The sequence below is a fragment of the Polaromonas sp. P4_F4 genome (genome assembly GCF_056401355.1).
The window spans coordinates 1-23,149 of the sequence record NZ_JBFUJO010000007.1; the positions used below are offsets into that span (position 1 = coordinate 1).

General features: G+C 63.6%; 24 protein-coding genes. 13 read left to right on the forward strand and 11 right to left on the reverse strand.

All coding sequences use genetic code 11. The features are described 5' to 3' along the window. Positions 1 to 210 precede the first annotated feature (210 nt). Positions 211 to 798, forward strand: a complete 588-nt coding sequence (locus AC1DUR_RS09390; protein ID WP_477718633.1) for a putative pterin-binding protein — start codon at positions 211 to 213, stop codon at positions 796 to 798. An 80-nt stretch (positions 799 to 878) separates the two neighbouring features. Beyond that, on the forward strand, positions 879 to 1,448 hold the full coding sequence (locus AC1DUR_RS09395) for a cysteine dioxygenase family protein (RefSeq protein ID WP_477718634.1): 570 nt from the start codon (positions 879 to 881) through the stop codon (positions 1,446 to 1,448). 127 nt (positions 1,449 to 1,575) lie between these two features. Here the strand turns inward: AC1DUR_RS09395 and AC1DUR_RS09400 are convergent, their stop codons facing one another. Together AC1DUR_RS09400 and AC1DUR_RS09405 are read right to left on the reverse strand one after the other, a co-directional pair. Continuing rightward, positions 1,576 to 2,391 carry a DUF2182 domain-containing protein gene (locus AC1DUR_RS09400; RefSeq protein WP_477718635.1) on the reverse strand — a complete coding sequence of 272 codons (816 nt, stop codon included), beginning with the start codon at positions 2,389 to 2,391 and terminating at the stop codon, positions 1,576 to 1,578. Between the two features lie 55 nt (positions 2,392 to 2,446). Further along, the gene (locus AC1DUR_RS09405; RefSeq protein WP_477718636.1) at positions 2,447 to 3,049 is read right to left on the reverse strand and encodes a DUF1326 domain-containing protein; all 603 of its coding nucleotides are present in this window, start codon (positions 3,047 to 3,049) and stop codon (positions 2,447 to 2,449) included. Positions 3,050 to 3,393: 344 nt separating this feature from the next. Here AC1DUR_RS09405 and AC1DUR_RS09410 point away from each other — a divergent pair, with 344 nt between their 5' ends. Together AC1DUR_RS09410 and AC1DUR_RS09415 are read left to right on the forward strand one after the other, a co-directional pair. Continuing rightward, entirely contained in the window at positions 3,394 to 3,873 is a 480-nt protein-coding gene (locus tag AC1DUR_RS09410; RefSeq protein WP_477718637.1) for a cupin domain-containing protein, read from the forward strand. A gap of 231 nt (positions 3,874 to 4,104) precedes the next feature. Continuing rightward, positions 4,105 to 5,199, forward strand: a complete 1,095-nt coding sequence (locus tag AC1DUR_RS09415) for an enolase C-terminal domain-like protein (protein WP_477721528.1) — start codon at positions 4,105 to 4,107, stop codon at positions 5,197 to 5,199. Between the two features lie 78 nt (positions 5,200 to 5,277). Here the strand turns inward: AC1DUR_RS09415 and AC1DUR_RS09420 are convergent, their stop codons facing one another. The 8 genes from AC1DUR_RS09420 to AC1DUR_RS09455 form a co-directional block, all read right to left on the reverse strand. Beyond that, on the reverse strand, positions 5,278 to 6,639 hold the full coding sequence (locus tag AC1DUR_RS09420; RefSeq protein ID WP_477718639.1) for a TolC family outer membrane protein: 1,362 nt from the start codon (positions 6,637 to 6,639) through the stop codon (positions 5,278 to 5,280). Positions 6,640 to 6,750: 111 nt separating this feature from the next. After that, on the reverse strand, positions 6,751 to 7,113 hold the full coding sequence (locus tag AC1DUR_RS09425) for a rhodanese-like domain-containing protein (protein WP_477718640.1): 363 nt from the start codon (positions 7,111 to 7,113) through the stop codon (positions 6,751 to 6,753). 74 nt (positions 7,114 to 7,187) lie between these two features. Further along, on the reverse strand, positions 7,188 to 7,889 hold the full coding sequence (locus AC1DUR_RS09430) for a protein-L-isoaspartate O-methyltransferase family protein (RefSeq protein ID WP_477718641.1): 702 nt from the start codon (positions 7,887 to 7,889) through the stop codon (positions 7,188 to 7,190). A gap of 62 nt (positions 7,890 to 7,951) precedes the next feature. Continuing rightward, positions 7,952 to 11,281 carry an efflux RND transporter permease subunit gene (locus AC1DUR_RS09435; protein WP_477718642.1) on the reverse strand — a complete coding sequence of 1,110 codons (3,330 nt, stop codon included), beginning with the start codon at positions 11,279 to 11,281 and terminating at the stop codon, positions 7,952 to 7,954. A gap of 12 nt (positions 11,282 to 11,293) precedes the next feature. Next, complete coding sequence (locus tag AC1DUR_RS09440) at positions 11,294 to 12,550, reverse strand: efflux RND transporter periplasmic adaptor subunit (RefSeq protein WP_477718643.1); 1,257 nt, start codon at positions 12,548 to 12,550, stop codon at positions 11,294 to 11,296. After that, the gene (locus AC1DUR_RS09445; RefSeq protein ID WP_477718644.1) at positions 12,550 to 13,245 is read right to left on the reverse strand and encodes a TetR/AcrR family transcriptional regulator; all 696 of its coding nucleotides are present in this window, start codon (positions 13,243 to 13,245) and stop codon (positions 12,550 to 12,552) included. Before AC1DUR_RS09445 ends, AC1DUR_RS09440 begins: the two co-directional genes overlap by 1 nt. A gap of 150 nt (positions 13,246 to 13,395) precedes the next feature. Beyond that, positions 13,396 to 14,163: a YdcF family protein gene (locus tag AC1DUR_RS09450; RefSeq protein WP_477718645.1), complete on the reverse strand. Its 768-nt coding sequence runs from the start codon at positions 14,161 to 14,163 to the stop codon at positions 13,396 to 13,398. Positions 14,164 to 14,236: 73 nt separating this feature from the next. Further along, positions 14,237 to 15,445: an acyl-CoA dehydrogenase gene (locus tag AC1DUR_RS09455; protein ID WP_477718646.1), complete on the reverse strand. Its 1,209-nt coding sequence runs from the start codon at positions 15,443 to 15,445 to the stop codon at positions 14,237 to 14,239. A 192-nt stretch (positions 15,446 to 15,637) separates the two neighbouring features. Between AC1DUR_RS09455 and AC1DUR_RS09460 the strand changes: the two genes are divergently transcribed. The 3 genes from AC1DUR_RS09460 to msrA all read left to right on the forward strand — a co-directional run bounded on the left by AC1DUR_RS09460 (position 15,638) and on the right by msrA (position 17,626). Further along, complete coding sequence (locus AC1DUR_RS09460) at positions 15,638 to 16,537, forward strand: LysR family transcriptional regulator (protein ID WP_477718647.1); 900 nt, start codon at positions 15,638 to 15,640, stop codon at positions 16,535 to 16,537. A 108-nt stretch (positions 16,538 to 16,645) separates the two neighbouring features. Then, complete coding sequence (locus AC1DUR_RS09465; RefSeq protein WP_477721529.1) at positions 16,646 to 16,969, forward strand: GlsB/YeaQ/YmgE family stress response membrane protein; 324 nt, start codon at positions 16,646 to 16,648, stop codon at positions 16,967 to 16,969. Positions 16,970 to 17,083: 114 nt separating this feature from the next. Then, positions 17,084 to 17,626, forward strand: a complete 543-nt coding sequence (gene msrA / locus AC1DUR_RS09470; protein ID WP_477718649.1) for a peptide-methionine (S)-S-oxide reductase MsrA — start codon at positions 17,084 to 17,086, stop codon at positions 17,624 to 17,626. A 249-nt stretch (positions 17,627 to 17,875) separates the two neighbouring features. Here the strand turns inward: msrA and AC1DUR_RS09475 are convergent, their stop codons facing one another. Next, a complete protein-coding gene (locus AC1DUR_RS09475) occupies positions 17,876 to 18,880 on the reverse strand; it encodes a succinylglutamate desuccinylase/aspartoacylase family protein (RefSeq protein ID WP_477718650.1) in 1,005 nt (334 codons plus the stop codon). 451 nt (positions 18,881 to 19,331) lie between these two features. Here AC1DUR_RS09475 and AC1DUR_RS09480 point away from each other — a divergent pair, with 451 nt between their 5' ends. Genes AC1DUR_RS09480 through AC1DUR_RS09505 form a run of 6 tightly spaced genes read left to right on the forward strand, consistent with a single transcriptional unit; the run spans position 19,332 to position 23,132 of the window. Beyond that, on the forward strand, positions 19,332 to 19,877 hold the full coding sequence (locus AC1DUR_RS09480; RefSeq protein WP_477718651.1) for a Fur family transcriptional regulator: 546 nt from the start codon (positions 19,332 to 19,334) through the stop codon (positions 19,875 to 19,877). Next, a complete protein-coding gene (locus AC1DUR_RS09485) occupies positions 19,874 to 20,530 on the forward strand; it encodes an ABC transporter ATP-binding protein (RefSeq protein WP_477718652.1) in 657 nt (218 codons plus the stop codon). Before AC1DUR_RS09480 ends, AC1DUR_RS09485 begins: the two co-directional genes overlap by 4 nt. After that, positions 20,527 to 21,729: an ABC transporter permease gene (locus AC1DUR_RS09490; RefSeq protein ID WP_477718653.1), complete on the forward strand. Its 1,203-nt coding sequence runs from the start codon at positions 20,527 to 20,529 to the stop codon at positions 21,727 to 21,729. Before AC1DUR_RS09485 ends, AC1DUR_RS09490 begins: the two co-directional genes overlap by 4 nt. 8 nt (positions 21,730 to 21,737) lie before the next feature. Next, positions 21,738 to 22,025, forward strand: coding sequence for a hypothetical protein (locus tag AC1DUR_RS09495; RefSeq protein WP_477718654.1), 288 nt, complete (start codon positions 21,738 to 21,740; stop codon positions 22,023 to 22,025). 51 nt (positions 22,026 to 22,076) lie between these two features. After that, on the forward strand, positions 22,077 to 22,691 hold the full coding sequence (locus AC1DUR_RS09500) for a DUF3299 domain-containing protein (protein WP_477718655.1): 615 nt from the start codon (positions 22,077 to 22,079) through the stop codon (positions 22,689 to 22,691). Between the two features lie 18 nt (positions 22,692 to 22,709). Next, a complete protein-coding gene (locus AC1DUR_RS09505; protein ID WP_477718656.1) occupies positions 22,710 to 23,132 on the forward strand; it encodes a hypothetical protein in 423 nt (140 codons plus the stop codon). Positions 23,133 to 23,149: the final 17 nt, after the last annotated feature.

Sequence of the window (23,149 nt, forward strand, 5' to 3'; positions counted from 1 at the left end):
GCTTTGGGCATTACGATCCATGGTGGCTGGCCTTTGGGAAGATGGTTTGGGTGCTTCGTAAACAACCATCCTATCGACCCTTTGGTCAGCCATCTCCCTTTGCTTTCAAGCACTTACGCACGTCGCCGAAGGCCAACCTGCCAAAGTAAGTGCCATTCGCATTAGCCCGACTTCCACCCCATGCAACTGTCAAAACCCGGAGAGTCCCGTATGAACAAACGCAATTTCCTCGCTGTGGCCGCTGCGGCCGGCATACTGCCGGCAACCTCGGCACCTGCCCTGGCCAAAACATCAGCAAGTGGTCCTGCGCTGCTCACGGTGGCTGGTGCCATCAAAAAGGGCAACCGCGGCCCGCTGGATGCGGCGCTTGACCAGATGATGGCCAAGCATGGCGTCAAGTTCTCCGAGGCGTTTACGCTGGATACCGCGGCGCTTCAGCGTCTGCCGAGCATCACCATCAAGCCCACGCTGGAGTACGACAACAAGGTGCACACTTTGACGGGCCCCTTGTTGACCACGGTGCTGAATGCGGCGGGAGTCAAGACTGATGCTGCGCTGCGTCTTGGCTTGCGGGCTGTCGACGGCTACAACGTGAATATCACTCTGGCTGACGTGAAAACGTACCGGATGATGGTGGCCACCCACATGGATGGCACGCCCTTGGCGCTGGGTGGGTTGGGGCCGCAGTGGGCTGTTTATGATGCCGACACGCTGACCGCATTCAAAGATAAACCCGTCAAGGAACGGTTTGCCCTGTGCCCCTGGGGGCTTTATTTCATTGACGTGAGCCCTGCGTAGAACGCTTCCTGGAACGCTTCGTCAGGCATCACGCAAACACCCTCACACCCTCACACCCTCGTGGCAAGGACTAAAAAAACATGGCCTCGTCTGCTCTCGAATCCTTCGTCTCACAAGCCATGGCGCACGCGCGCGATCTCCCTGAGCCTGCCGACTGCGTGCTGGCGCTCGCCCCGCTGATGCTCGAACTCATCGAACGGGCAACGACGTTTCTTGAACCGCAGCACTATCGAAGCGACCCGAACCACTACGCTCGCAATCTCGTCTACAACGCACCGGATGCAAGCCTCTCGCTCTACACCCTGGTTTGGTCGCCGGGGCAATGGACGCCGGTACACGACCACGGCAGCTGGGGTGTGGTTGGCGTATTGGAGGGCGTGCTGGAGGAGCGTGACTACGTGCGCCTGTCACCCGACAGCGGGGCCGATGAAGGCATTCATCTTGTGCGTGGTGGCGTCATCCTCTTGGGGCGCGGTGCGGTCACGAGCTTTGTGCCAAACCCCGACCACATCCACGTCACGGGCGTTCCACCGGAGAGGCCCCGCGCCGTGAGCCTGCATCTTTACGGCCGAACGATGAACAGCTTCAATACCTATGACATTGCCTCAGGCACACGCCGGCGTGTAAGCGTAGCGCACAACGAAAGTTGAACCGGGACCACGGGCCAGAACACCAAATCCAGGGGCTGCCTGACCCGGCCTGGGGGTTTTATTTCATCGACGTGAGCCCTGCGTAGAACGCGCTACAACACGCGGGCCGCCTGCTGTTTCTTTGAGTTCAGGCGTGGGTTGCCACCAGCACGGCGGCCCACGACAGCAGCGCAACACCAAGCGGCGTGCTGAGGCGTCGGCCCCAGGAAACGTTTTTTTCGATCGCCATCACGGCGGCAAGAACGAGCATCCAGCCGAGGCTGCCGGTGCCGACCGCGAACATCAGCAGCATCAGTGCCCAGCAGCAGCCCACACAGAACAGGCCGTGGTGCGCACCCAGCGCGAACGCCTGCCGCGCCTGCGCATGCCCACGCCAGTGCTCGATCACGAAGCTCAAGGGCGTGCGGCACTTTTCAAGGCACCGGTACTTCAGCTTGCTGAACTGAAAGGCGCCGGCCAGCGCAATCGTCGCTGCGCCAATCAGCCAGCCGTGCCAGGCCAGCGTGGGCACGCTGGCGAGCAGGGTCAGCACCGCGCTGTGCAGCGCATGCGCCAACAGCCCGAATGCGCCCCACACCGCCATGTAGCCCAGGCCGAGCAGCAGCAGCAGGCGCCCATGGTCCGGGCGTTCGGCCGTCAGCCGGTCGAAGGTGTTGAACAGGGGCAGGGTGGTGGGCAGCATCATGGCTGTCGTCATGAGTATCCACGCGGCGGCGTACAGCACCATGGGCACGACCACATCGCCAGCGGGCACGATGCGGCACAGAAACGCCGCCGGGCCGGAGGCTGTCCAGTCAGCGTGCTCGAGATAGCGCCCGTACGGGCTGCGCGCCCACGCCCACAGCGCCATCCACGCGAGCGCAACCAGCGCGACCAGCACGGGCAGGAACACGCGATGGTGGCGCGAGAGGATTGGCGGCGCCGGGCCTGCCACCGGGTTCATTGGGAAATCTCCGCGCTACGCGTTGTTGTATTGGCCCTGGGAGCGGCCCAATGGCTCATGCGTCGAAGACGAAGGTGCTCTGCAGGGCGTTGTGGTTCTTGATGTCGAGGTTAATGCCGAGCGCGGCGTTCTTGGATCGGTAGGTCGGGGCCTTGCCAACAAACACCGGCGCCCCCGGGACCGTCGAGAACACGGTGTCGGATAGCGTGGTCAGCCCACCCATCGCACCACGGTACGGCTCGAGTTCAGCGAAGTAGTTCTTGCCGATCTCGAGTATGCCCTTGCCTTCCTCGACGGTGAATCGGATTGGCGCCCGTTCCACCGACACCACCTCGCCTATGAGCTTGGCAAGATCGGCGACCGGGCCGCCGGCCTGGCCGGTGTAGACCTTGAGCAGTGCCTCTTCCTGTTCCTTGGAGGCCTTGTCGTCGACAAAGATCGCGGCCCTCCAGTTGCCTTCCAGGATATTGCCGGGCACATGGGCCACGGCTGCAATGGTGTTGCCGCCTACATCGACGCCGTCGACCGTTCCCTTGTCAATGCGCCATGCGACGATGGTGTCGCAGGTGCCGTTGTCCGGATCTTCACCGATCCAGCAGGGGCACAGGACGTTGCAGTTGCAAACCTCGAGCAGACGACCTTCCAGGTGATAGCTCATACGAACCTCCATGGGAGCCACATGAACAGGGACTTGTCGTCTTGGCTCGCGGCGGCAAGAGAAAATGATTCTCCGCCGCGGGATGTGCCAAGTCAAGGACGGTGATGGGTGATAAATAGTGATGAAAGGCGATGATGGCCAGCGCAGGGGGGTGAGGGCAGTCCGAGGGGCAGTCCGAGGGGCAGTGGGAGGCCTGCTCTGACGTTCAGGCGCTGACGTTCAGATATTCACCAACGAAACGCCATGCAGGGTTATCCTCCAATTAGAGGATGGACTGGCTGGCTCATCGCTCCCAGACTCGGCTCCTCACGACTGCCGGTTTCAACCAAAAGGAGAACTGACCTATGCGTACCCGAACCCTCATCGGCCGCTCATTGCAGCTGGCTCTGTTGTTTGTTTTGGGCCTTGTCGGCTCATTCGCGCTCGCCCAGGCGCCTGCCCAGGAGCAGGCGCTGACGCGGACGGCCCGTGATGCACAGCTGAAGTGGGGGCCCTGCCCGCCGTTCTTGCCCAAAGGATGCGCGATCGCCGTGCTTCATGGCGATCCTGCGAAAGAGAACGTGGATGTCTTCTTCAAGGTGCCCGCCAAGTCGACCATTCCGCTCCATTGGCACACGTCGGCGGAGCGCATGATCCTCGTGGCAGGTGAGCTTCATGTCACCTATGACGGCCAGAAAACAGCCGTTCTCAAGCCCGGAACTTACGCCTACGGCCCACCCAAGGCACCGCACAAGGGCTTCTGCGCCAGCACCAGTGCCTGCGTCCTCTTCATTGCCTTTGAATCGCCGCTGGACGCAGTGCCCGTCGAGAACAAAGAGAAGTAACGCACCGCTGCCCAATAAATCGTTCGAGCGGACGCGCTAAACGCGCGGATATTGAGGATCGCAAGCTGGGGTTGCGAGGTGGTGTGCTGGCCGCCTGCAGAGGCCGGCATCGGCCCGATATGAGCCGGATGGCCTTATGCGCCTTGCCCGTCTGTTGATCCAGTTGCACACCGTCCGAGATGAGCGCATCCTTCAACACCAGTTGCTACTGCCACGCAGTAAGGAGGTCGTATGAAGCCTGCAAGACTCACCGTAAAGGATGTGCGCGCCCGACCCGTGCTCGTGCCCTTGAAAAGGCCAATCGTCTCGCGGGTCGGCTTGTTCCAAGATTGGCCACTGATCCTCATCGATCTGGAAACGAATGAAGGAATCGTTGGCCGCAGTTATCTCGAACCTTATCTGAAGCATTCTGCGCGTTACATCGTGCCGATGATTGACGATCTTGTTCAGRCCATCAAAGGGCGCGCCGTAGTACCTTTTGATGAGTACCGCAAGGGAATCAACTCGCTCCACCTCGTTGGACGGGAAGGCCTCTCGATGATCGCGGTTTCGGGTCTCGATATGGCCGCCTGGGACGCGCTCTCACAGGCGGCGGGCATGCCGCTCGCCGAGTATCTGGGCGGATCCATAGGGCCCGTGCCTGCATATAACAGCAACGGTTTGTGGCTCACTCCGCTCGAATCCATTGGAGCCGAAGCTGACGAACTCGTACGAGAGGGTAACTTTTCAGCGCTCAAGCTTCGTCTCGGTCGGGACAAATTGGAGGACGACATTGCCTGCATTCACGCTGTTCGGGACGCGGTAGGCAGCGACGTCAAACTCATGTGCGACTTCAACCAGGGCCTGTCTTTCGGCGATGCGCTCCTACGCTGTCACGCATTGGACGATCATGGTCTGTATTGGTTTGAAGAGCCTATCACCTATGACAACATCTCGGGCTACGCGCAACTGGCTCGCGAGCTGAAGACACCGCTACAACTCGGCGAGAACTTCTACGGGCCGCGTCATATGTACCAGGCACTTCTCGCCGGTGCAGGCGACCTTGTGATGCCGGACATGATGCGAATTGGAGGCGTCAGCGGCTGGCTGCGTGCAGCAGCCATTGCGGGCGCCGCAGGTGTTCCCATGTCAACTCATCTGTATCCGGAAGTCGCGGCACACCTCATGCGAGTTACTGAAACGGCGCATTGGTTGGAGTGGCAAGACTGGGCAGATCCCGTGTTGACGGAGCCGTTCAAGATCGAGAATGGGTTTCTCTGCATACCGGACCGGCCTGGGCAGGGCATCACGTGGGACGAGAAGGCCGTTGCCAGGTACTTGTATTGAACGAGCCCCTGCTGCGTACCGCGCCTTAACCCTTGCTTATGTGACCGCAAAGGGCACCAGGCGGTCTTGCCCCGCTTGTTATTTGACCAGCAGCCCGTCAATCTGGCGCAAGTCCTCTGGCGTCAAGGTGCCGTTGGCTTGCCGCAGGCGCAGGCCGCCCAGCAGCACGTTGTAGCGCGCCTGGGCCAGGTCGCGCTTGGTCTGGAACAGCTGGCTTTGCGCGTTGAGCACGTCGATGTTGATGCGCACGCCGACCTGGTAGCCCAGTTTGTTGGCGTCCAGCGCGCTCTGGCTGGACAGCTCGGCCGCTTCCAGGGCCTTGACCTGGCCCTGGCCCGACAGCACGCCAAAGTAGGCGGTGCGCGTACTTTGGGACACGGTGCGTTTTGCCCCCTCGAGGTCGCTGCGCGCCTTGTCCTTCAGTGCGAGGGTTTCTTTCACGCGGTTTTGCGTGGCAAAGCCGGCAAACAGCGGGACATTGAGCAGCAGGCCGACATTGCTGGAATTGGTACGCGTGGACAGGATGCTCGTAGTAGTGCCTGACGGACTGCGGGTGACGTTGTAGCTGGCGGTGGCGTCGAGTGTGGGCTTGTGACCGGCTTCCGCTTTTTTGACTTCGAGCTCGGCAATGTCCAGCCCGCTTTGCGCCTGGCGGATGCTGGGGTGTACCGCTTCGGACTGCTGCACCCAGGCATTGACGTCGGCCGGCACCACCGGCGGCAAATTCACTGGGGCCAGCAGGCCCTTGGGCTGCGATTCGGTTTTGCCGACCAGCTGGTCCAGCGCGATTTTCTTGACGCGCAGGTCGTTCTCGGCGGCGATTTCCTGGGCAATCACCAGGTCGTAGCGTGCCTGCGCTTCCCGGGTATCGGTGATGGTGGCGGTGCCCACCTCAAAGTTGCGTTTGGCCGAGGCCAGCTGCTCGGCCACCGCGGCCTTTTGCGCCGTCACAAAGGCCAGCGTGTCCTGCGCGGCCAGCACATCAAAGTAAGCCTGGCTGGTGCGCACGATCAGGTCCTGTTCGGCTGTCTCCAGCTGTGCCTTGGCCAGATCCACCTGCCGGGCACCCTGCTCGTAAGTGGCCCAGTTGAAGGGACGGTACAGCGGCTGCGTGGCGGTCAGCGTGGCGTTTTGCGTGTTGAAGCTGCGGTCGACCACCGGGTTGGTGTTTTCGAAGCCGGTGCGTGACGCGCCCGCCGCAAGGCCCGCCGTCGGCAGGATCCCGGCCTTGGCCTGTTCGGCCCTGGCAAGGTTGGCGTCGTATTGCAACCGGGCCGACTGGTAGGTTGCGTCAAACGCACGGGCTGATTCGTACAGTTCTACAAGACTCTGGGCCTGCGCCTGCTGGGCAACAGCCATCAACGCCAGGGCGATTGCCATCGACAGGGGCGCTATCACAGGAGGCAACGCAAGCGCCTGAAGTTTCTTGGGCGTGGTCATAAGGGTCCTGAAGAAGTGATGAATCGGCAAATAAAAGGCGAGATGGAAGGCGAGAAGGCAGGGAAGGTGGGCAATCGGCTCAGCGGGCTGTCAGCCGGTCGGCAGCAGTCATCAGTAAATCGGCACGGAAGGGTCGACCTGCTGCGACCAGGCGTCAATGCCGCCTTGCAGGTTGACGACCTCGGTGAAGCCGCTTTGCGCCAGGTAGTTGGCCACCTGCAGGCTGCGCATGCCGTGGTGGCACAGGCAGGCGATCGGCTGGTCGGTGCCGCCGGCTTCCTGCAATTCGGCCAGGCGCGCTGGAATCTCGCGCATCGGGATGCGCATCAGCCGGAAGCCGTCCTCCTTGATCGATGCGGTCTGCAACTCCCAGGGCTCGCGCACGTCGAGCACCACGGGCGGGGAGCCGGGCGCGGCAGCCTGTGCGCTGTCACGCCAGGCGGCGAAGTCGGAAGGATTCAGTTGGGAAATCATTGCGGCGCCCTTGGTTCCTGATATTGCTGGTGTTGCAAGTGTTGCTGTTTGGCAGGTGGTGGCAAGAAAGCTTGTCAGAAGTTGAATTTCGAAGGCTCGGCGAAGTTCAGCAGCCGCGGCGCCACCGTGTCCCAGGCCTGGGTGGTGCGCCAGGATTCTTCGGCGACACGCGTGACCAGGGTGGCGCGCATTACGGGCTCAAAACCCACGATGGCGCTCAGGCGTCCGCCGACCTTGAGCAGCGACAGCAGCGAAGCGGGCACCTCGGCGACCGAACCGCTGAGCACAATCACGTCAAACGGCCCGCGCAGCGGATCGGTGCTGGACACAGCCTGCGCAATGTTGGCGGCGCCGTCGCCGGTGCGCACTTCGGCGTTGTAGATGCCGGCTTTTTGCAGGTTGTCCCGTGCCATCTGGGCCAGCGTGGGGTCGATTTCCAGCGTGATCACTTGCTGCGCGCGGTGCGCCAGCAGCGCCGCCATGTAACCGGAACCGGCGCCGATTTCGAGCACTTTTTCGTGCTTTTGCACGGCCACATCCTGCAGGATGCGGGCTTCGACCTTGGGCGCCAGCATGCACTGGCCGGGGTTTTTCTGCTGCGCCGCTTCGGCGGTCAGCGGGATTTCCATGTCCACAAACGCCAGCGCCCGGTAGGCGGCCGGTACAAAATCCTCGCGCTTGACCACGGCGAGCAGTGAAAGGACCTGGCTGTCCAGCACTTCCCAGGGGCGGATTTGCTGCTCAATCATGTTGAATCGGGCTTGTTCGTAGTTCATGGGGGACCTGTGGGTTGGCGGGGTAAGAAGGGAAGGGGAGTGCACGAGATAAACCCTTGATTTTAGCCGGGGCTGGAGACGGAAGCCGGGCCGGCGGGAGCCGCTTCAGCCGGGGCGGCCGCGTGCGCTTTTCGGCGGAATTTGCGCTTGAACCACTGGCCCAGGTCGTCCAGGTAGCAGTAGGTCACGGGCACCACCACCAGGGTGAGCAGGGAGGAGGTGATCACGCCGCCGATCACCGCCTGGCCCATGGGGGCGCGCTGCTCCGAGCCTTCGGTCAGGGCAAAGGCCAGCGGCACCATGCCGAAAATCATGGCCAGCGTGGTCATCAGGATGGGGCGCAGCCGCACCCGGGCCGCCTCCAGCAGGGCCTCGCTGCGGTCCAGGCCGGGCACCTGGCGGCCGTCTGCGCCGGTCCAGGGCCGGCGCATGCGGATGGCGAAGTCGACCAGCAGGATGGCGTTTTTGGTGACCAGGCCCATCAGCATCACCACGCCAATGACGGAGAACATCGACAGCGTGGAGCCAAACAGCAGCAGGGCCAGCACCACGCCGATCAGCGTGAGCGGCAGCGAGGTCATCAGGGCCAGCGGCTGCAGAAAGCTCTTGAACTGGCTGGCCAGGATCATGTAAATAAACACAATGGCCATCACCAGCGCCGAGACGGCATAGCCAAACGACTCGGCCATGTTCTTGGTGGAGCCGCTGAACTGGTAGCGGTAGCCCGGCGGAAGATCGATGCCATCCAGCACGGCCTTGATGTCGTTGGACACCTCGCCAGCCGAGCGGTTGTAGACGTTGGCGTTGATGGCTACCTCGCGGGTCAGGTCGCGCCGGTTGATCTGGTTGGGGCCGGTCGATGCCTTCACGCTGGCCACCTGGCTGAGCCGCACCACGCGCGTGGAGCCGTCTGCATTGCTGCCGATGGCGCTGCTCATGAAAGGCAGGCGCTCCAGGTCCTGCGGCGCGTTGCGCGCATCGGGCGCCAGGCGCACGTTCACGTCATAGGTCTGGTCGTCGGGTGCGCGCCAGTTGCCGACGGTCTGGCCGGCCACCAGCGTGCGCAGCGAGGCCGCAATCTGCGACACCGACAGCCCCAGGTCGGAGGCGGCATCGCGCCGCACATCCACTTCGATCACCGGCTTGTCGGCCTTGACGCTGGAGTCCAGGTCGACCAGGCCGGGAATGCCGCGGATTTTGTCGGTGACGAGGCGGCTCAGGCGTTCCAGTTCCTTGAGGTCGGGGCCCTGCAGCGAAAACTCGACCTGCTTGTTGCCGCCCACGGCGTCGAGCAGGCCAACGTGGGTCACGGTGATGCCGGGCACCTGCTTGAGACGCTCGCGCAGCACGCCCGACATCTGGTCGGCATTGCGGCTGCGTGCCTTCCGGTCGACCAGCCGCACATACACGCTGGCGTACATCTTGCCCTGTGCGCTGCCGGTGTTGAGGGTGGCCAGCGTGTAGTTCACCTCGGGAAATTCGCGGATGATGGCTTCCACCTGCCGGGCCTTCGCCTCGGTGGCTTCCAGCGATGAGCCCACGGGGGTGTAGAAGTTGAGCGAGGTCTCGGAAAAGTCGGCCTTGGGCACAAACTCCGTGCCCAGCAGCGGCACCATGACGAGACTGACGAGGAAAATCACCACGGCCAGCGCCAGCGTGGCCAGCTTGTGCAGCAGCGACCAGCGCAGGATGGCCTGGTAGCTGTTGCCCAGCGAGTCGGTGGCATGGTCGAACCAGCCGGTCACGCGGCCAATGGTCTTGTCATACCAGGTGACCGGCGCGCGGTGCCGGCCGTGCGCCTCGATGGACGGGTCATGCCAGATGCTGGAGAGCATCGGGTCCAGCGTGAAGCTCACGAACATCGAGATCAGCACGGCCGCGACGATGGTCACGCCGAACTCGTGGAAAAACTTGCCGATGATGCCGCCCATGAAGCCGATGGGCAGGAACACCGCGACGATGGAGAACGTGGTGGCCAGCACCGCCAGGCCAATTTCCTGCGTGCCATCCATCGAGGCCTGGTAGGGCGCCTTGCCCATCTGCACGTGCCGCACAATGTTTTCGCGCACTACGATCGCGTCGTCGATCAGCAGGCCCACGCACAGCGACAGCGCCATCAGCGTGATCATGTTGATGGTGAAACCGAACATGTTCATGAAGAGGAAGGTGCCGATGATGGAAATCGGCAGCGTCAGCCCGGTGATCACTGTGGAGCGCCAGGAGTTGAGAAACAGGAACACGATCAGCACCGTGAGCAGGGCGCCTTCGGTCAGCGTGCGGCGCACGTTTTCCACCGCGACGCGAATCGGCCGCGAGCCGTCGGTGATCAGCTCCAGCCGGGCGCCGGGCGGCAGCAGCGGCTGCATTTCCCGGATGGCCTTGTTCAGCCCGTCGACTACGGCAATGGTGTTTTCATCCTGGGCTTTTTGCACCGTCAGCAGCAGGGTGCGCTCGCCGTTGTAGAGCGCCAGGCTGTCGAGTTCCTGCGCGCCGTCGGCAATGCGCGCGACCTGCTCGACAGTGACAGGCGCGCCGCCGCCCGCGGCCATGCTCTTTCGTGCCACGATGATCTTGCCGAAGTCCTCGGGCCGTTTCATGCGGGCGTCGATCTTGACCACGCGCTCCTGCGCCAGCGAGCGGATGGCGCCGACCGGCAAATCCTGGTTTTCGCTGCGCACCGCGTTGACCACCTGGTCGGCGGTGATGCCCAGCGATTCCATGGCCTGCGGGTTCAGGTCGATATTGATTTCGCGTTTGGTGCCGCCTACCAGCGTGACCGAGCCCGCACCGCGCACGTTTTCCAGGCGCTTTTTCAGCACCTGGTCAGCCCAGTTGGTCAGGTCCACCGCAGACATGCCAGCCCCCACGCTTGTCGCTTCGCGTACTGCGCTGCCCCCCGAGGGGGCTGAACTTGCTTGGGGCGGCCCGGCGCTGCGTTCGGCTATTTTTGATCGGGCGGGGAGTACTGCTACCGACCAGATCGCGCGGCTGGCCGGGTCAAAGCGCAGCACGCGCGGCTCCTTCACCTCATCGCGGAAGCTGGGCCGGATCGCCGCTATTTTTTCGCGCACATCTTCGGCTGCCTTGCGCCCATCCACATACAGCTGGAACTCGATGATGACGATGGCCTGGCCTTCGAAGCTGCGCGAGGTCAGGGCATTGATGCCGGCGATCGAGTTGACGCCTTCTTCAATCTTCTTGGTGACTTCGCTTTCCACAATCTCGGGCGAAGCGCCGGGGTAGTCCGCCGTGACGACCACCACCGGGAAGTCGATGTTGGGGAACTGGTCCACCTGCATGCGCTGGTACGAGAAAAGCCCCAGCACGACAATGGCCAGCATGACCATGGTGGCAAACACGGGATTCTTGAGGCTGACCTGCGTGAACCACATGGTTTGTGCCGTTCAGGGGGCCAGTTTGGCGGGGGCTGGCGCAATGGCCGGTGCATTGCTGGCGGGATTCACCGCGGCGCCGTCCGGTGTGCCCGGCATCTTCGTGAACCGGACGCGGGTTCCTTCACGCAAGGCCGGAATTTCGCCCCGGATCACCAGCGTGTTTTCCGCCAGTCCCGTGATGGCCACGACCTCTTCATTACCGGACGTTCCGCGCGCGCCAGGCTCCACCGCCCGGTGCACCACCCGACCGTTTTCAATCGCCTGCACATAAGGGGCCGGCTTGTCGGTGCGCACCGCGCCGACCGGGACCGCCAGCAGCGATGCCCGCACCGTACCCAGCGTGCCCTGTGCGAACAGGCCCTGGCGCAAGGGCAAGGCACGGCCTTCGCCGGCGCCGGTGCCGGCTGATTTGTCAATGTTGTCAATGTTGTCGATCGCCAGGTAGGCCAGCACGCTGCGGCTGCCCGGCTGCGCACTGGGGTTGATGCGTACGACGCGGGCGCTGATGGGCCGCCTGCTGCCTTCGATTTGCAGCTCGGCGCGCTGGCCCACCCGCACGTTCAGGGAGTCGGTGGCGCTCAGGGTGGCCTCGAGTTCGAGCCGGCTCAGGTCGACCACTTCCACAATCTTCGCGTCGATGCCCACCCGTTCGCCCGGCTGCGCCAGTCGCTGCGACACCTGGCCCGAGATGGGCGACCTGAGCACCGTGTCATCCACCGATTTGGCCGCAACGTCGGTGGCTGCCAGCGCTGCCCGATAGGTGGCTTTGGCGGCATTGAGGTTGGCCAGTGAGGCGTCCAGCGCGGTTCTGGAAATAAAGCCCTGGTCTACCAGCGCCTTGTTGTTGTCGTACTGGCGCTGCACCACCTCGACCTGCGCCCGGGCCGATTCGGCCTGCTCCCGCGCCTGCCGCACGCGCGACTGGTATTCGCCGGCATCAATGCGCGCAATCACCTGGCCGGCCTTGACGAAGTCGCCTTCGCGCACTGCCAGGCCCTGCAGTTCTCCGGCCACGCGGGCCTTGATCACGGCGGAGTTGACGGCCTTGAGCGCGCCCGAGACCGCCAGGCCCTGCAGCACCTCGCGTGGCGCCGCCTTGACCACGTCGGTCGCCGCGAGTTCCACCAGGCTCTGGTCTTTGGCCGCGCTGGCGGCGGCCAGCGCCTGCTGCTGGGCCTTGCGGGCCGACAGGGCACGCAACACGCCGCCCGCGACAAGCAGGACGATGACGAGGGCCACAGCCCATTTGACCCAGCGTTTCGTCATCAGGCTGGTTCCAGGCTCCGACCCGACTCACCCGGGCGAGCGCTCACGCCGTACAGAATGGTGTTGACCTGCATGGCCACGTATTTTTTGGGGTCCATGTCAATGTCGTCGCGAACGCACACGCCCATGGAGTGCTTTGACAGCATCAGGAAAATCATGGGTGCGATCACGGTGTAGACGCCGTAGTCGAGGTCCATGTCGCGGAACTCGCCGCGCTCTATGCCTCTTTGCAGGATGCGGCGAATCAGGCTTTGCCCGGGCTGGATCACTTCCTGCTGGTAAAAAGCCGCGATCTCCGGAAAGTTCTTTGCTTCGCTCATCATCAGCTTGGTGATGCCCGAGGCTTTGGTGGCGCCGACGCGGTCCCACCAGACATTCATGCAATAGGTCAGCATCTCTGCGCTGGTGCCTTCGAAGTTCTCGAGTTCCTCGTTCCATTCCTTGAAGCGGCCCGAAATGTTTTCGCGCACCACCGCCTTGAGGAGTTCTTCCTTGCTTTGAAAGTACAGAAAGAGGGTGCCCTTGGACACGCCGGCACGCGCCGCCACTTCTTCAGCGCGGGTGGCGGCAAAGCCTTTTTCGACGAAAAGATCCAGCGCGGCGTCCAGCAGTTCGCCGGGCCGTGCTTCCTTGCGGCGTTCGCGCTTGGCGGCGACCGACGGAGTGGGTGGGCGGACGAGTTTGGAAAGTGGCATGATTACTGACTGACTGGTTAGTAATATAGCCACTTGCTTTCTGACCGTCAACCAGGTTGATCGGGTTGATTGGGTCAATCGGGTCAACCCGACGCCATCCCCGCACCCGGACGGGGCGGGTCGGTAGACGCCTCGGGTGTTAACTGCGCTTCAAAGGCGTGCCAGCGCGAGCGCCAGCCACTCGCGCAGCACCTGGCGCGAGGCCATCAGCCCCTGCGCAGAAGGCATCCATTCCAGGATATCGCGCTCCAGCGGGACCACGTAGCCCATGGGCGCTGGTGTGACCTGCAGGCCGACAGCCTCAAAAGCGGCGACGGAGCGCGGCATGTGCCAGGCGTGAGTGACCAGGGCGATGCGCTGCACGCCATCGCGCCGGAGCAGGGGCGCCATCAGGCGGGCATTGCCTGCCGTATCACGCGCCTCGGCTTCGTTCCACCGCAGTGTGATGCGGTAGTCCTGCAAGGCCGCGCGCCTTGCCACCTCGGCTTCAGAGTCCCGCTGTGCATCGCTGGCCGCCCAGCCCATGCCGCCGCTGAACCCGAGGGGCAAGCCCGACTGGCGTGCCAGCCAGACGCCATAGCGCAGGCGTGCCGCCGTGTGTGCATTGGGTTGGGCCTCGCCGTATTCAGGCGCCTGCGGCAGCGCCCCGCCGCCCAGCACGACCACAGCCTGCACCTTGCCGGTTTTCAGCGCGGCCACGGGGAGCGGGGCGAATTGCGGCAGGATGGTGCGCGCCAGCCAGACCGACGTGCCATGGCAACTGAGCAGCCCCAGCAGAATCAGCGACACCAGCGCCAGCGAGAGGCCGCCGCGCCGTCCCCGGAAGGCCAGCAGCAAACCGAGCAAGGCGAGCAGCAAGGGCGCCACGGGGGGCAAAGCCAGGCTGGCCAGCAGCGGTCTGAGGGTGCCGAATTCCATCAATTGCTATAAAAATAGAAACTGATGGTACCCCGCGCGCCGGGGCGGCCGTTCCTGAGCGCTCAGTAAAAGCTCAGTAAAAAGCCTGCAGGCCGGTTTGCGCGCGCCCCAGGATCAGCGCATGCACATCGTGCGTGCCTTCGTAGGTGTTGACGGTTTCCAGGTTGATCATGTGGCGGATGACGTGGTATTCGTCATGGATGCCGTTGCCGCCGTGCATGTCGCGCGCCATGCGGGCGATGTCGAGTGACTTGCCGCAGGAGTTGCGCTTGATCAGCGAAATCATTTCAGGCATGGCCTTGTCCTCGTCCATCAGGCGGCCTACGCGCAGGCAGGCTTGCAGGCCTAGCGTGATCTCGGTCTGCATGTCGGCGAGCTTCTTTTGAATGAGCTGGTTTTGCGCCAGCGGGCGGCCGAACTGCTGGCGGTCCATGGTGTACTGGCGGGCGCGGAACCAGCAGTCTTCGGCCGCACCTAAAGCGCCCCAGGCAATACCGTAGCGCGCCTTGTTCAGGCAGCCAAACGGGCCCTTGAGGCCGGACACATTGGGCAACAGGTTGGCATCGGGCACAAACACGTCGTCCATGACAATTTCACCGGTGATGGAGGCGCGCAAGCTCATCTTGCCCTCGATCTTGGGAGCGGAAAGGCCCTTCATGCCTTTTTCCAGCACAAAGCCGCGAATTGCTTCCTGGCCGCCGACCTTGCCGTCCTCATCTTCCAGCTTGGCCCAGACCACAAACACGTCCGCAATCGGGCTGTTGGTGATCCACATCTTGGAGCCCTTGAGGATGAAGCCGTCTACCCCGTCACGCGTCGCGGGCTTGGCCCGCGTCAACATGCTGGCCGGGTCCGAGCCGTGGTTGGGCTCCGTCAGGCCGAAGCAGCCGACCCATTCGCCGGTGGCGAGCTTGGGCAAATACTTCTGGCGCTGCGCCTCGCTGCCATAGGCATGGATCGGGTGCATGACGAGCGAGCTTTGCACGCTGATGGCGCTGCGGTAACCGCTGTCCACGCGCTCCACTTCGCGCGCCACCAGGCCGTAACTGACGTAATTGAGGCCGGCGCAGCCGTAGCCTTCAATGGTCGAACCCAGGAAACCCATGGCGCCCGCTTCATTCATGATCTCGCGGTCGAACTTTTCGTGGCGCGCGGCCATCAGCACGCGGGGCTGCAGTTTTTCCTGGCAGAACTCGTGCGCGGCGTGCACGATGGCACGTTCGTCGTCGCTGAGCTGCTCCATCAGGAACAGGGGGTCTTCCCAGTTGAATTTGGTTTTCATGGTGAGTCTCCTTCTGGATGCATTCGAGATGCGTTGAGGTGCGCTGAAGTGCGTTGGGGCTTTTGCAAAGTGTAGGACTTGGGGCGCCGCCATTGCGCCGCCTTTCGGCCCACCGTAAGTCACCCATTGTTTGACAAGCATGAATAGTTGTCTAATATCAAATAACGATCCAACGATACATTTTTCATATTCATGGAATTCCGCCACCTCCGCTATTTTCTGGTCCTGGCCGAAGAATTGCACTTCGGCCGGGCCGCGCAGCGCCTGTCGATTTCGCAGCCGCCGCTGTCGCTGAACATCCAGCAGCTGGAGGCCTCTGTCGGCGCGAAGCTGTTCACCCGCAACAGCAAGGCGGTGCAACTGACGGCCGCAGGGCTGGCCTTTGTGCCGGCGGCGCGTGCGCTGATTGACCAGGCCGCGCAGGCTGCCAGCCACGCGCGCGACGTGGGGCAGGGCATGGCCGGCAGCCTGGCCATCGGGTTTTCCGGCACCATGCTTTACAGCGGCTTGCCCAACATCCTGGAACGCTTCCAGGCAGAGCATCCTTTGCTGCGCCTGACGCTGAAGGAGCTCAGCTCCAGCGAGCAGCTCATTGAACTGGCGCATGACCGGCTGGACCTCGGCTTTGTGCACACCACGCGCGTGCCGCCCGAGTTGTCGCAGATCCTCGTGTCCAGCCAGGCGTTTGTGTGTTGCCTGCCGGCGGGCCATGCGCTGGCGCGCAAGCGCTCTTTGTCACTCAAGCAGTTGCATGGCGAGGCGTTTGCCGTGGTGTCGCGCGCGGTGTCGCCCGACTACCACGAGCGCATCCTGGCGATCTGCACCGAAGCCGGCTTTTATCCGGAATTCCGCTACGAACTGCGGCACTGGCTGAGCGTGGTGTCGCTGGTGTCGCAGGGCATGGGCGTGGCGCTGGTGCCGGCGGCGCTGCGGCAATCGGCCATGGCCGGCGCCGCCTTTGTCCCGCTGGATGCCGCCACCACGCCTTACGACACGCACTGCCTCTGGAAGACCGCGCGCGACCACCAGTCGCTGGCGGCCTTTGTGAAGGCGGTGCGCGCCATCGCGCCGCCTGTGTCTGAAAAGGCCTGAAAAGGCTTTCCATACCGGCAGGCGGCCGCCAAAAAGCAAAGAGCAAAAAGGCCCTTGCAAAAGTATGTCCCGCGCACGGGACCTAAAGCTGTCACCATAGGGCAGTTCATGGACTTCAAGGAGAACGGCATCAACCCGTATATCTGGTGTGTGGTGGGTGTGCTCCTTGGCGGGCTGGCCTGCCTGCTCGCGAACACCCGCGAAAAAATCATCATCCTCGAGAACCTGGGTGTCGGCGTATTCGGCGCCTACATTGGCGGTGACTTTGTGGCCTCCCTGCTCAGCCATGGCGCTACCAACGACAAGACTTTCAGCATGGGCTCGCTCGGCCTGGCTGTCGCGGGCGCGGTTGTCTCGCTGATCCTGCTGCGGCTGATGCGCCGCGCTGTCGGCCCCATGCACCAGACCAAAGGCCCGCGCCGCCGGGATTGAGCCGCTGCCCGGCAAGGGCAAGGGGGCCGCGCACGGCATTCGCGCGGCCTGCGGCGTAAGATCATCGCTCTCTTTACGACTAACGATGACCAACGGTTTCAAGCGGAGATTTCCATGCCCTCATCCCCCCAAACCATCACGCTAGGCGGCGGCTGCTTCTGGTGCACCGAGGCGGTGTACGTCAAGGTGCGAGGCGTCACCGACGTCGAATCGGGTTACAGCAACGGCCAGGCCGAGCGCCCCAGTTACGAGGACGTGTGCACCGGGCGCACCGGCTGCAACGAGGTCGTCAAGCTGACCTATGACCCCGAGGAAATCTCGCTGCGTGAAATCCTCGAAATCTTCTTCGTGATTCACGACCCGACCAGCCTGAACCGGCAGGGCAACGATGCGGGTACCCAATACCGCAGCGGCATTTATAACTCGACGCCCGAGCAAAAGCAGGTGGCCGACGACTTCATTCGCCAGGCCAGCCAGGACAAGCTGTTTGGCAATCCCATCGTGACGGAAGTGCTGCCGCTGGCCAATTACTGGCCGGCCGAGGCTTACCACCAGGACTATTTCGAGAACAACCCCAACCAGGGCTATTGCGCCTTTGTGGTGGGCCCGAAGGTGGAGAAATTCCGCAAGACCTTTGCCTCGCGCGTGAAGGACTGAGGTCCAGCTGAGGGGCACGCTGAGGGGTCAAGCGCATCGCTTGGTGATGTGGCTCCTTCCCCCGCTGGGGGAAGGCAGGGATGGGGGCTCCCTGCGCATGGGCACCCCGCACCGGTCAATCAGGCCGGAGGCCCCCATCCCAACCTTCCCCCAGCGGGGAAAGGAGTAAGAAGTAAGAAGGGGCGGGACATCAGGCGCCAGCTCACGGGCCGCATGGGCCGGGCGCCAAAAAACAAAAACCTGCAATCCCTAAACCCGGCGCTGTGCGAGATAAAACCACTCCTGGCCCGCGTCGCCGTGCGGATTGGGGAACACCACAAACCCGTCTGCCGGCGCCTTCACCTCCGAGCCGTCGTGGCGCACGCCAATCACCTCGCCGGCCTGCACCGCGTCGAAACTGCGCCACTCGCGGCTGAATTGGTCGTCGGCATGTTCGCGGTCGATGACGTCGACCAGACGCAGGATTTCCGGGTTCACGGACACCGGCGCGAGTGGCAGGGAAGCAATTCCGAGCAAGGCCAGCGTTTGCAAAATGGCATGCCGGGCGACCTGAACCGCCTGCGGGTCGTCGTGCTGGCCGCATTCCAGCGTCACCCCATAGCCGCCGCGTGAACGCATGTATTCGGTGGTGCCCACACCGTAGTTGGGGTCGATCACCAGCGTCTGGGTGCGGGCATTGCCGACCGCGACCGGAGCCGCGCCGCGCCGCTGTACGCCGCGCGCATAGGTTTCCAGCCAGCCCTCCACCATGCGAGGCGCTCCGGTGTGCAGCGCCAGCTGCATTTCCTCTTCGGCCCTGCTGAACGGCTCGAGCGTGCCGCTGTTGTTTTGCGGGCCAACCATCACAAAAGAAGCGCCCCCGGTGTGAAACGAGTGCAGGTCCAGCAGCGCGTCATGCGATTCGAGCAGCGGGCACAGCACATTGGCAATCCGGTCCTCGAAATCCTGCGGAATGGCGCTCGGCGCCATGTTGCGGTTGAGGTTGCGCTCGCCAGTGCGCTGCCTGAGCTGGTAGGCGAGCGGATTGGTGACCGGCACAAAGGTCACGCTGCCGCGTTCGATGGCGAATTGGCCGTTGTCGATTTCTTCCAGCAATTGCGCGATGGCCCGCGCGCCGCAGACTTCGTTGCCGTGCACCGCGCCAGTCACCAGCAGGCGCGGGCCGGGCGCCAGGCCGTGGTAAGTGTGGGCGCGCAGGTGGGTGGGGCGTTGTTCGCGCGCCTGCAATGTGCCGCTCTTGATCGTGTCATTCATGGGTTTGTTTATACAGCGGTTCGCATAAGGCGTGGGTCTCCATCACTGGCCAGTCCCTCATGCATTCAGGGGATAGGCGCTGCTCAGGTCCATCGACATACCCACACCGTTCGCCAGTTTCGATGACTACTGGCAACCGTTCCTGGGCGGCCAGGGTCCCGCTCCGGCCTATGCCATGTCGCTGACCGAGACGGCCAGGGCGGAACTCCGGGAATGCCTGCGAGAGCGCCTGCCCGTACAGCCGGATGGGTCCATTCCCTTAACTGCGCGCGCCTGGGCCGTTCGCTCATTCGTTCCCGCGAAGTGACGCCTGCAGCGGTCAGCGGGCAGTCGTGCCGCTACGGCTGAAAAAAAAACGGGCGAATGGCCGAAAGGCTTGCAAACCCGGTAATAATGCAACTCGATTGCGTTATTGCGCAAAAAAGCAGAACCGAAAAAAACCTACGGAACCATGGCCTCCGCGCTTCCCACCCTTGCCCGCACTGCGGACCCCATCGATGCACTGCTGTCGGCCCATGGCCTGCGCCGTACCAGCGGTGCCCGCCTGGTGCTGGGCTGGTTGCTGGCGCATCCCGATACCAGCTACACCCACGGCCAGCTGCAGGCGGCGCTGTCGGTGGCGAGGGACGGGGAGGGTGAGCAGGTTCAGGGTGGGGCACTGGACCGCGTGACGCTTTACCGCCTGATTGACCGCCTGACGCAGGTGGGCCTGTTGCTGTGCCGGGTGGATGTGAACCGGGTGCGCCGCTACCAGGCCATGCCCGCCAGCGTGCATGCCATCCCGCACTTTGAATGCCAGAGCTGCCACCGCGACAGCCCGCTCGCGGGTGCGCTCGAAGCCAATGCCAGAGACCTGGAACGCGCCGCGCAAACCGCACTGGAGGCGCTCCAGGCTTTGGGCTACCAGGGCACGAGCATGGACTTTGCCGTGCGGGGCGTGTGTGCCGACTGTGTGGCCGCTACTGCTACCGCTGATTCGCAGGGCATGACCGCGTGATCAGCACCCGCCAACTCGCCTACCGCTACTCCGGCGGCCCGGAATTACGGTTTGACGATGTGGACGTGGCGCAGGGTGGCGTGCTGCTGCTTCGCGGCGCGTCGGGTTCGGGCAAGTCGACCTGGCTGGCGCTGGCGGCGGGTTTGCTGAGCCCCAGCGAGGGCAACATGACCGTGGCGGGGCAGTCCATCCAGGCGCTGGGGAAGGCTGCCGGTGATGCGTGGCGCGCGCAGACCATCGGTTTCCTGCCGCAACGTCTTCACTTGAGCGCAGCACTGACGGTCCACGGCAACCTGGCCCTGGCGCAATGGGCGGCCGGCCAGCCGCTTCAGGAGGGCCGCATCGCCGAAGCGCTGGCAGCGCTGGATGTGCAGGCGCTGGCCGACCGCAGGCCGGCGCAGCTTTCGGGCGGGCAGGCCCAGCGGGTGGCGCTGGCCCGGGCGGTGCTGCTCAAACCGTCGGTGATCCTGGCCGACGAACCCACGGCGAGCCTGGACGATGAGGCTGCTGCGGCGTCGTTGGCCTTGCTGCAAAGCACGGCGCAGCAGCAGGGCGCCACGCTGGTGATTGCCACGCACGATGGCCGGGTGGGCACTTTTTTCAAGGATGAAAAAGGCCTTCAGTCCCTGAAAACCGGGGCTGGCAGGCCATGAAAACAATAGCACTTGCCTGGCGTTACCTGTGGTCGAGGCCGCTGGCCGCCACACTGAACCTGCTGCTCTTGAGCCTGGGGCTGGCCTCTGTCACTTTCCTGCTGCTGGTCAGCCACCAGATCAGCCGGGCCTTTGAGCGCGACCTCGCCGGCATTGATGTGGTGGTGGGCGCCAAGGGCAGCCCGATGCAGCTGATCTTGTCGGGCGTGTTTCACCTGGATGTGCCGACGGGCAATGTGCCGCTGGCCGCTGTCAAGGCGCTGGAGAGTCATCCGCAGGTGGCCAAAATCATCCCCATCAGCCTGGGGGACAGTTTTCGCGGCTTCCGTATTGTGGGCACCACGCCGGCCTATATCTCGCATTACGACGCCCGGCTGGCGCAGGGCGCGCTGTGGGCCCAGCCCATGCAGGCGGTGGTTGGCGCGCAAGTCGCCCGGCAAACCGGCCTGAAAGTAGGTGACACCTTTGCGGGGACCCATGGCCTCGGGGGTGGCGGGGATGTGCACGGACAAACTCCCTACACCGTGGCCGGGGTGCTGGCGCCCAGCGGCACCGTGCTGGACCGCCTGGTGCTGACCGCGACCGAGTCGGTGTGGAAGGTGCATGAAACCGACACGGCCCTCGATGAAGAAGACCAGAAGATTCTGGAAGAAGAGCGCGAGGTCACGCTGGCGCTGATCCAGTACAAGTCGCCGCTGGCGGCGGTGACCTTTCCGCGCTACATCAACAGCAGCACCGACATGCAGGCGGCGGCCCCGGCGCTCGAAATCACGCGCCTGCTCAACATGGTGGGCGTGGGCACCGATGTACTGCGCGCCCTGGCCGGCGTGCTGCTGCTCACCGCGGCCCTGAGCGTATTCATTGCCTTGTGGGGTGCCGTGCGCGAGCGCCGCGCCGACCTGGCCCTGCTGCGCATGCTGGGTGCGCCGCCGCGCAAGGTGGCCGGCCTGCTGTTGTGTGAGGCCTTGTGGCTGGCCATGCTCGCCACGCTGCTGGGTGTGCTGGCCGGGCAGGGGCTGACGGCGCTGATTGGCTGGACGCTGCAGCTGGAAAAATCGGTGTTGATCGGTGCGCTGTCGTGGCCGGTCGAGTTGGTCAGTGTGCCGGTACTGGCGCTGGGTGTGGCGCTAGCGTCCGCGTTGCTGCCCGCCTGGGAGGCCTACCGGGTCAACGTGTTTGAACTTCTTCAACCAAGGTGAAACTTCTTATGAAAAACTTTGCTTTCCTTCAGAACGTCCTTCAACAAACGCCGTCCATTCTTGCCGCCGTTGCGCTGGGTGCCGTGTTGTCAGTGGCTTCAGTGGCGTATGCGCAGCACAGCGACAAGGAAACCAAGGAAGACGTCCAGCGACACCGCGCGATGGCCGCGGCCCACGAAGCCGCGGCCAAGTGCCTGGAATCGGGCAAAAAGGAGGAGGTGTGCGAGAAGGAACTGCAGGCTGCTTGCAAAGGGCTGGCGGTAGGGAAATACTGCGGCATGAAACACGTTCATTGAGGCAGGTGAATAATCCGGCTTGGCACCGCGCTACAACTTCTGGAGCACCGCGTGAAAAATCGTCTTTGCATTGAACCTTCGACGGGCTCGTCGACAGGGCGTTTGGCGCTTCGACTGGCGTGCGCGTATTCGCTGGGTTCCGCACTGCTTCTGGCCGCAACCGGCCTGCCGGCGCAAACGCTGTCATCGCCGCTGGCTTCGGGTACTGCGAAATCCGCAGCGCCTGCTGCGCCCGGTTTTGAACTTCCGGCAGGTCGGGGGCCGGGGGTGCATGGCGTCAACAGCCCTTTCCCGAATCTCTCGGCCAGAGACGACGTGGTGCCCTGGTCGGTGTTGACGGCGGTCAAAACGAAGACCGAAAAAAACCGCATTCTGCCGGTCTTCAGCATGGACCAGCTGGCACTGAACCAGAAAACCCAGCGTATCCAGGGCTTCATGATGCCGCTGGACCCGGGCGAAAAACAGCGCCATTTCCTGCTGTCGTCCGTGCCCCTCACCTGCGCCTTCTGCACGCCGGGCGGCCCTGAAAGCATGGTCGAGGTCAAGACCAAAACGCCGGTGAAATACAGCATGGAGCCGGTGGTGGTGGAGGGCCGCTTCCTGGTGCTCAACGACGACGCCTACGGCCTGTATTACCGGATCACCGATGCGACCAGCATCAAGTAAGGTTTCGGGCCGGCTCGCATGACGCGGTTGCCACGCGCTCCGGCCAGGTCCCTGGCCTGGTTACTCGTGTTCGCGCTGTTGCTGGCGCAGATGCTGGGCCTGATGCATGGCGTGGTGCACGGGTCGCAGATGCAGGCAGTGGGCAGCGGGCAGGGGCACCATCATGCCCACGATCACGATCACGATCACGATCACGATCACGATCAAGGCCCACATGCCGACCATGGCAATGGCTGGCTGGAGTCACTTTTCTCCTCACATGACGCCGATTCGGATTGCCGCCTGTTTGACCAGGCCAGCCATGGCAATGCGGCGCCCACGCTGCCGGCATTGAGCTTGCCGATACTGCTGTCATCGTGTGTTGTTGATATTCCCCAGGGCGAAGCACTCGCCCGCTGGGCGGCGCTGTTCGACGCGCGCGGCCCGCCCTTGACCAGCTGAATCCCCCCAGGTTGCGA

Bases quoted from the DNA above. Each gene is read 5' to 3' on its own strand.
- AC1DUR_RS09390 (WP_477718633.1), top strand. From the start codon at position 211: ATGAACAAACGCAATTTCCTCGCTGTGGCCGCTGCGGCCGGCATACTG.
- AC1DUR_RS09395 (WP_477718634.1), top strand. From the start codon at position 879: ATGGCCTCGTCTGCTCTCGAATCCTTCGTCTCACAAGCCATGGCGCAC.
- AC1DUR_RS09400 (WP_477718635.1), bottom strand. From the start codon at position 2,391: ATGAACCCGGTGGCAGGCCCGGCGCCGCCAATCCTCTCGCGCCACCAT.
- AC1DUR_RS09405 (WP_477718636.1), bottom strand. From the start codon at position 3,049: ATGAGCTATCACCTGGAAGGTCGTCTGCTCGAGGTTTGCAACTGCAAC.
- AC1DUR_RS09410 (WP_477718637.1), top strand. From the start codon at position 3,394: ATGCGTACCCGAACCCTCATCGGCCGCTCATTGCAGCTGGCTCTGTTG.
- AC1DUR_RS09420 (WP_477718639.1), bottom strand. From the start codon at position 6,639: ATGACCACGCCCAAGAAACTTCAGGCGCTTGCGTTGCCTCCTGTGATA.
- AC1DUR_RS09425 (WP_477718640.1), bottom strand. From the start codon at position 7,113: ATGATTTCCCAACTGAATCCTTCCGACTTCGCCGCCTGGCGTGACAGC.
- AC1DUR_RS09430 (WP_477718641.1), bottom strand. From the start codon at position 7,889: ATGAACTACGAACAAGCCCGATTCAACATGATTGAGCAGCAAATCCGC.
- AC1DUR_RS09435 (WP_477718642.1), bottom strand. From the start codon at position 11,281: ATGTGGTTCACGCAGGTCAGCCTCAAGAATCCCGTGTTTGCCACCATG.
- AC1DUR_RS09440 (WP_477718643.1), bottom strand. From the start codon at position 12,550: ATGACGAAACGCTGGGTCAAATGGGCTGTGGCCCTCGTCATCGTCCTG.
- AC1DUR_RS09445 (WP_477718644.1), bottom strand. From the start codon at position 13,245: ATGCCACTTTCCAAACTCGTCCGCCCACCCACTCCGTCGGTCGCCGCC.
- AC1DUR_RS09450 (WP_477718645.1), bottom strand. From the start codon at position 14,163: ATGGAATTCGGCACCCTCAGACCGCTGCTGGCCAGCCTGGCTTTGCCC.
- AC1DUR_RS09455 (WP_477718646.1), bottom strand. From the start codon at position 15,445: ATGAAAACCAAATTCAACTGGGAAGACCCCCTGTTCCTGATGGAGCAG.
- AC1DUR_RS09460 (WP_477718647.1), top strand. From the start codon at position 15,638: ATGGAATTCCGCCACCTCCGCTATTTTCTGGTCCTGGCCGAAGAATTG.
- AC1DUR_RS09465 (WP_477721529.1), top strand. From the start codon at position 16,646: ATGGACTTCAAGGAGAACGGCATCAACCCGTATATCTGGTGTGTGGTG.
- msrA (WP_477718649.1), top strand. From the start codon at position 17,084: ATGCCCTCATCCCCCCAAACCATCACGCTAGGCGGCGGCTGCTTCTGG.
- AC1DUR_RS09475 (WP_477718650.1), bottom strand. From the start codon at position 18,880: ATGAATGACACGATCAAGAGCGGCACATTGCAGGCGCGCGAACAACGC.
- AC1DUR_RS09480 (WP_477718651.1), top strand. From the start codon at position 19,332: ATGGCCTCCGCGCTTCCCACCCTTGCCCGCACTGCGGACCCCATCGAT.
- AC1DUR_RS09490 (WP_477718653.1), top strand. From the start codon at position 20,527: ATGAAAACAATAGCACTTGCCTGGCGTTACCTGTGGTCGAGGCCGCTG.
- AC1DUR_RS09495 (WP_477718654.1), top strand. From the start codon at position 21,738: ATGAAAAACTTTGCTTTCCTTCAGAACGTCCTTCAACAAACGCCGTCC.
- AC1DUR_RS09505 (WP_477718656.1), top strand. From the start codon at position 22,710: ATGACGCGGTTGCCACGCGCTCCGGCCAGGTCCCTGGCCTGGTTACTC.